Origin of the sequence: uncultured Arenimonas sp. (assembly GCF_963976025.1) — a bacterium.
Classification (GTDB): domain Bacteria; phylum Pseudomonadota; class Gammaproteobacteria; order Xanthomonadales; family Xanthomonadaceae; genus Arenimonas.
This window is the reverse complement of sequence record NZ_CAXBJS010000006.1, coordinates 26,061-32,789: the sequence shown is the minus strand read 5'-3', so window position 1 is coordinate 32,789 and position 6,729 is coordinate 26,061. Positions and strand designations below refer to the sequence as shown.

Annotated in this window: 7 protein-coding genes; 3 read left to right on the top strand and 4 right to left on the bottom strand. The window is 69.2% G+C overall.

Annotated elements, in window-relative coordinates:
- Nucleotides 1-262 precede the first annotated feature (262 nt).
- On the top strand, nt 263-682 hold the full coding sequence (locus AACZ35_RS01070) for an Lrp/AsnC family transcriptional regulator (RefSeq protein WP_339825001.1): 420 nt from the start codon (nt 263-265) through the stop codon (nt 680-682).
- 53 nt (nt 683-735) lie between these two features.
- Here AACZ35_RS01070 and AACZ35_RS01065 read toward each other — a convergent pair whose 3' ends face one another.
- Nucleotides 736-2,049 (bottom strand): alpha/beta fold hydrolase, encoded by a 1,314-nt coding sequence (locus AACZ35_RS01065; RefSeq protein ID WP_339824999.1) that lies wholly within the window; start codon nt 2,047-2,049, stop codon nt 736-738.
- 35 nt (nt 2,050-2,084) lie between these two features.
- Nucleotides 2,085-2,525: an Hsp20/alpha crystallin family protein gene (locus AACZ35_RS01060; RefSeq protein WP_339824997.1), complete on the bottom strand. Its 441-nt coding sequence runs from the start codon at nt 2,523-2,525 to the stop codon at nt 2,085-2,087.
- A gap of 198 nt (nt 2,526-2,723) precedes the next feature.
- Between AACZ35_RS01060 and AACZ35_RS01055 the strand changes: the two genes are divergently transcribed.
- A complete protein-coding gene (locus AACZ35_RS01055; RefSeq protein ID WP_339824994.1) occupies nt 2,724-3,716 on the top strand; it encodes an LLM class flavin-dependent oxidoreductase in 993 nt (330 codons plus the stop codon).
- On the top strand, nt 3,713-4,819 hold the full coding sequence (locus AACZ35_RS01050; protein WP_339824991.1) for an NADH:flavin oxidoreductase/NADH oxidase: 1,107 nt from the start codon (nt 3,713-3,715) through the stop codon (nt 4,817-4,819). The genes AACZ35_RS01055 and AACZ35_RS01050 overlap by 4 nt, the downstream gene beginning before the upstream one ends.
- Here AACZ35_RS01050 and AACZ35_RS01045 read toward each other — a convergent pair.
- Nucleotides 4,816-5,532 (bottom strand): ABC transporter ATP-binding protein, encoded by a 717-nt coding sequence (locus AACZ35_RS01045; protein ID WP_339824988.1) that lies wholly within the window; start codon nt 5,530-5,532, stop codon nt 4,816-4,818. The genes AACZ35_RS01050 and AACZ35_RS01045 overlap by 4 nt on opposite strands.
- Entirely contained in the window at nt 5,525-6,727 is a 1,203-nt protein-coding gene (locus AACZ35_RS01040) for an ABC transporter permease (RefSeq protein ID WP_339824986.1), read from the bottom strand. Before AACZ35_RS01040 ends, AACZ35_RS01045 begins: the two co-directional genes overlap by 8 nt.
- Nucleotides 6,728-6,729: the final 2 nt, after the last annotated feature.

Here is a 6,729-nt window from a genome sequence, read left to right as displayed (position 1 = left end):
CTCTTGTCGAACTCGGGCCAGCGCCGGAAGTCGGCTTCCAGGTAGTCCACCAGGCGGCCAAGCAGGGCCGGCAGGCCGTGGGTGGCGACGATGTGGGTCAGGTCCTGGGTGGTGATCTGGGTCATGGCCATGGGTGGTCTCCGGCGTTGCTTGAAGGGATGAGCCCATTGTCCGGACCGCGGCGGTAGCGCGAAACGGCAGTTTTGCAACGTTTTCGACAGAAAGCTGCTAAAAAGGCAACACAAAATGACGGAATGACAGCATGGACGACCTCGACCATCGCCTCATCGCCCTTCTGCGCCGAAATGCCCGTACGCCGGTCGCCGACCTGGCCAAGGCCCTGGGCGTCGCGCGCGGCACCATCACCAACCGCATGGCGCGGCTCGAGCGCGACGGCGTCATCACCGGCTACACCGTGCGGTTGCGGCCCGACTCGGCGCCCGACGAGATCTGCGCCTGGACCTCGCTGGCCGTCGAAGGCAACCAGCACCGGGTCATCCGCGCCCTGCTCGGCGAACCCGGCGTCGCCACGCTGCACGACACCAACGGCCGCTGGGACCTGCTGGCGGAGCTGCGCGTCGGCAGCCTGGCCGAACTGTCCACCGTGCTCGAACGCATCCGCGGCATCGAAGGCATCAGCGCCAGCGAGACCAGCGTGCACCTGCAAACCCTGCGGGGCTGACCCGCGCGTCGTCACTGCGCGCTGCGGTTTGAATACAGCAGGTCGCGGGAAGATCAGTACGCCGCAGCGCCGGGCAAGTGGCGTTCGAAGAAATCGCCCGCAAGCGCCGCCACCTGGTCCAGCTTGCCCGGCTCTTCGAACAGATGCGTCGCGCCAGGCACGACCACGAGCTCGACCTCGCCGGGAATGGCCGCGGCCGCGCGCCGGTTCAGCGCCAGGACCTCGTGGTCGTCCCCGCCAATGACGAGCAAGGTTGGCGTGCGCACGAGCGACAGCTCCCGCGGCCCGACCAGGTCGGGGCGACCGCCCCGCGACACGATGGCGGCGATTCCCGACGGATCCAAGGCCGCGGCAAGCAATGCCGCCGCGGCCCCGGTGCTGGCCCCGAACAGCCCGAGCCCGAGCGGCGCCAGTGCCGGCTGCGTCCCGACCCAGTCCAGGACGGCACGTACGCGCCCGGCCAGCAGCGGTATGTCGAAGCGCGCCGCAGGTTTTTGGCCTTCCTGGGGAGTGAGCAGGTCAAACAGGAGTGTCGCGAAACCGCGCTGGTTCAGGGCCTGCGCCACTGACTGGTTGCGGGCGCTGAGGCGGCTGCTGCCACTGCCGTGCGCAAACACCACCAGGCCCCTGGCCTTGGCCGGCAGCGCCAGGTCTGCTTCGTGCCAGGCCGATCCCAGGGGAATGCGCAGCGTCTGCGACCGAACAGTCGAATCCATGCATGGCGCCCCCTGGTCGCGCGCCCCCAGCGCGGCGATGACGTCCTGGTCATCGACCTGGGTGAAGTCGCGGTAATACAGGCCCACGGCACCAAACGGCGCGGGCGTGGCCAGGCAGACCGTGTCGTCTGCCAGGGGCGTCACCAGCGCCAGTGCTTCGCGCGAGGCCACCGGAATGGCGCAGACAAGCCGCGCCGGACCCTGGCGCCGCGCCGCCCGCAGCGCAGAGGCCATCGTGGCGCCCGTCGCCATGCCATCGTCCACGACCACCACGGTCCGGCCGGCCAGGCGGGTGGGCGGTGCGCGCCCCAGGTAGCGGACGCGGCGGGATTGCATCTCGGCCAGCAGTCGAGCCGCCTCGGACTCCACATAGGTGTCGTCTGCCCCGAGCCAGTCTGCGTTTTCGTTGAGCGCGATGGTGCCGTATTCGTCCACCGAGCCAATTGCGAGTTCGGGATTGCCGGGCGCGCCGATCTTCTTCACCAGCACAATGTCGAGCTCGCCGCCGAGGCTGTCCGCCACCAGCCGTGCCATCGGCACGGCGCCGCGGGGGATGGCAAGCACCAGTGGCCGTTCACCGCGCAGCCCGGCCAGTGCACTGGCCAGTTTCCTGGCCGCATCCGGGCGATCGTGGAACGGAAGACCGGTCATGACGTAACCACCCCCGCGGCTCGTGCCGCCAATCGCTAGCTGATCTTGATGCGATGGTTCTTGCCGTTGGCCTTCTTTGGCAGCACCAGGCTCAGGACCCCGTCCTGGTATTTCGCCTCCGCGCGCTTGTCGTCGACCTCGACCGGCAGCGTGAAGGAACGGAACGCCCTGCCTTCGCTGCGTTCGCTGTAGACGGAAGTTTCGTCCTTCTTTTCGGACTTGCTGCGTGCGCTCGCGGTAATCGACACCTGGCGGCCATCGACGGCCACGTCGATGTCTTCCTTGCGCACGCCGGGGATGTCCGCCTTGATCGTGTAGGCCTTGTCGCTCTCACTGACGTCAATGCGGATGTCGGGCGACTCAAGCGCGCCCACCAGCGGGCGCATGCCGAGGTCGCGGAGCAGGGCGTCGAAACCGCTGGTCAGTTCGCCGCGGCCGGCGGCCCTGAACGGATTCCAATGGGTAAGCTGGTTCATGGGACCTCCTGGATGTCGGGGGAATGGAGGCAGGGAGACAGAGCCTCCGGGAATGGAATCTACGCCGCAGGCAGGACGCCACATTGACCTGCATCAAGTGTGTCCGGCGGCGGCTCCGGCCAGCCAGGCTGGTTTGGCGGGCCTTGAGTGGGCCTGCCCCGGCCCCCATCTATCAGGGCCAGACCCCCAGGCGCCGCCATGATCCCGCTGTCGATCCTCGACCTCGCACCCGTCACCGTGGGCAGCACGCCCGCGCAGACCTTCGCCAACGCGCTCGACCTGGCGCGCGCCGGCGAGCGGCTGGGGTACCGCCGCTACTGGCTGGCCGAGCACCACAACATGCCGGGCATCGCCAGCGCGGCGACGGCCGTGCTGATCGGCCACGTCGCCGCGGGCACCTCCAGCATTCGCGTCGGCGCCGGCGGCATCATGCTGCCCAACCATTCGCCGCTGCAGGCCGCCGAGGCCTTCGGCACGCTGGGCACGCTGTTCCCGGGGCGCATCGATCTTGGTCTTGGCCGCGCGCCGGGCACCGACCAGGCGGCGGCGAAGGCGCTGCGGCGCTATTACGACAATGCCGAGGAGTTCCCTCGCGACGTGGTCGAGTTGCTGCGGTACTTCGAGCCCGTGCAGCCGGGTCAGGCGGTGCAGGCCGTGCCAGGCGCGGGCGTGGCCATCGAGGCCTGGATATTGGGTTCAAGCCTGTTCGGCGCGCGGCTGGCGGCGGCGCTGGGTTTGCCCTACGCCTTTGCCTCGCATTTCGCGCCGGACGCGCTGGACCAGGCGCTGGCGGTTTACCACCGCGAGTTCCGGCCTTCGCCGCGACTGGAAAAGCCGCACGTGATGCTGGCGCTCAACGTCGTCGCGGCCGACACCGACGACGAGGCGGCGCGGTTGTTCACCACGCAGCAGCAGGCCTTCGTGAACCTGCGCCGCGGCCGCCCCGGCCTGGTGCCGCCGCCGCTGGAAAGCGCCGGGGCCATCGACGACTACTGCAGCCCTTCCGAGAAGCACATGATCGAATCCACCCTGGCCTGCCGGGCCGTGGGTTCGCCGGCCACCGTGCGCGCGAGGATCCAGGACTTCGTTGAACGCCACCGCCCGGACGAGCTCATACTTACCGCCAATATCTACGAGCACGCCGCCCGCGTACGCTCCTTCGAACTGACCATGGACGCCTGGCAATCATGAGCTCGCCGAAGCTGTTCGAACCCCTCTCCCTGGGTGCGCTGACGCTGGCAAACCGCATCGTCATCGCGCCGATGTGCCAGTACTCGGCCGTGGACGGCTGCATGACCGACTGGCACCTGATCCACCTGGGCCAGCTGGCGCTTTCGGGCGCGGGCCTGCTGACCATCGAAGCCACGGCCGTGCTGCCCGAGGGCCGGATCTCCTACGCCGACGTCGGGCTGTGGGACGACGCCACGGAGGCCGCGATGGCGAAGGTGCTGGAAGGCGTGCGCCGCTGGTCGAAGATGCCCATCGCCATCCAGCTCGCGCACGCCGGGCGCAAGGCGTCCACCGACCTGCCCTGGCACGGCGGCGGGCAGATCGCGCCGGGTCATGCCCATGGCTGGCAGACGGTTGCGCCCTCGGCGCTGCCTTTCCGCGACGGCGACAACGCGCCAAGTGCGATGACCCACCAGGACATGCAGGACGTGCGCGAGGCTTTCGCCGCCGCTGCCCGCCGTTCGGCGCGGCTTGGCATCGACGCCATCCAGATCCACGCCGCGCACGGCTACCTGCTGCACCAGTTCCTGTCGCCGCTTTCGAACCAGCGCGACGACCAGTACGGCGGCTCGCTGGAAAACCGCCTGCGCTTTCCGCTGGAAGTCTTCGATGCAGTGCGCGCGGCTTTCCCGGCCGAACGCCCGGTCAGCGTGCGCGTATCGGGTACCGACTGGGTGCCGGGCGGCTGGGACATCGATGACACCGTGGCGTTTGCCCGCGCGCTGGAAAAGCGCGGCTGCAGCGTGATCCACGTGTCCGGCGGTGGCCTGCATCCATCGCAGCAGATCCCGGTTGGCCCCGGTTACCAGGTGCCTTTGGCGCGCGCAGTGAAGCAGGCCGTGGGCATTCCGGTCGTCGCCGTCGGGCTGATCACCGATTTCGACCACGCCGAAGCCATCGTCGCCACCGGCGACGCCGACCTGGTCGCCATTGCCCGTGGCGCGCTTTACGACCCGCGCTGGCCCTGGCATGCCGCGGCGCACCTGGGCGCCACCGTCATCGCGCCGCCGCAGTACCTGCGTTCGCAGCCGCGACAGTTCAAGGACCTGCTGGTCGGCGGCTAGGGCGCGTGCACCACGTCGCTTTCGATGCAGCCGTCGAGCAGCGACACCGTGCGGTCGCATTGTTCCGAAAGGCGCGGGTCGTGGGTCACCAGCAGCACCGCGCAGCCGAACTCTCGGTTGAACTTGCGGAACAGTTCGAATACTTCGGCGGCCGACTTGCTGTCGAGGTTTCCCGTCGGTTCGTCGGCCAGCAGCAGGGCCGGGCGCGTGACCAGCGCCCGGGCCACGGCGACACGCTGCTGCTGGCCGCCCGAAAGCTGGTCGGGGCGGCGGTCTTCCAGGCCGGCCAGGCCGACTTCAGCCAGCAGGCCGCGGCCGCGTGCAAGCTGGTCGGCCGTTGGCTTGCCGGTGGCGACAATCAGCGGCATCAGCACGTTTTCCAGCGCCGTGAAAGCCTGGATGAGGTGGTGGAACTGGAATACGAAGCCGATCGAGTTGCGGCGCAGCGCCGTGCGCCCGTCGTCGTCCATGTGCCGGGTCGGCTTGCCCAGCAGGAAAAGTTCGCCGTCGCTCGGCCGGTCGAGCAGGCCGACCAGGTTGAGCAGGGTGCTCTTGCCCGAGCCCGAGGCGCCCACCAGCGCGGCGAAGTCGCTGCGCTGCAGGCGCAGGTCGAGCCCGTGCAGCACTTCCACCTCGGTCGGCTTGCCGACGTTGTAACTCTTGCGGATGCCCTGCAGCCGCAGCACTTCCTGGCCGCCGTCATGCTCAGACATGGCGGATCGCCTCCACCGGGTCCAGGCGCGCGGCGCGCCGGGCTGGCACGGCCGCCGCGACGATGCCCGTCACGGTTGCCAGCAGCGCGGCGAACACCGGCAGCCACGGGTCCACGGGAATGAAGAACAGCTTCGGGCCAAAAGTATTGAAGGCGCCGACCAGGCCATAACCCGCCAGCGCGCCCACCACCGAGCCGGCCAGGCCGAACAGCCCGCCCTGCACCAGGAACACACGCAGCATCTGCGCGCGGGTGGTGCCCATCGCGCGCAGGATGCCGATCTCGCGCGTGCGCTGCACCACGCTCACCGACAGCACGCTGGCGATGCCCAGGGCCACGCTGAGCGCCACGAACACGCTGATCATCTGCGTGGAAAGACTCTGCGAGCGCAGCGCGTTCATCAGCTGGGCATTGGTTTCCATCCAGCTTTCGGCCTTGACGCCGGTGAGGCGGGCGATGCGGCCGGCCACGGCCTCGGCGGCGAAGATGTCGTCCACCGTCACGTCGATGACGGTCGCGGCGCCGGGCAGGTCCAGCAGCGACTGCGCCTGCTTCATGTCCAGGTACACGTAACGCGCGTCGAGCTCGCGCACGCCCAGCTCGAAGATGCCGGCCACGTTGACCACGGTTTCCCGGCCCTGGCCGCCGTCCAGGCGCAGCTTGTCGCCCACGCCCAGGCCCAGGTCCGCGGCCAGCTGGCTGCCGATCACCGTGTCGCCGGCGCCGATGCGGAAACGGCCGGCGACGATGTCGTCGCTGATCGGGATGATGCGCTGGTAGCGTTCGGCATCGATGCCGACCAGCGCCACCGATTCGATGGCCTCGCCCCGGCGCGCGAAGGCCGGGCCCGATATCACCGGCGACGCGGCGGTCACCTGCTCAAGCGCGTCCAGCACGGCCAGCACCTGCTGCCAGTTGTTGATCGAGCGCAGGCGCTGGGCGCGGCGGGTTTCCAGCACCAGCTGGGTGGTGCCTTCCGGCGCGGGCAGCACGCGGTTCTGTTCTTCAGTGGGCACGATGCGGATGTGCGCCTGCGTGCCCAGGGTGCGCTCGATGATGTTGGCCTGAAGGCCGGTGATCAGCGCGGTCAGGAACACGATGACCGCCACGCCCACCGCGATGCCGACCAGGATGAGCGTGCTTTGCGACTTGCCCTCGCGCAGGAAGCGGGTGGCGATGGTCCATTCGGCCCACATCG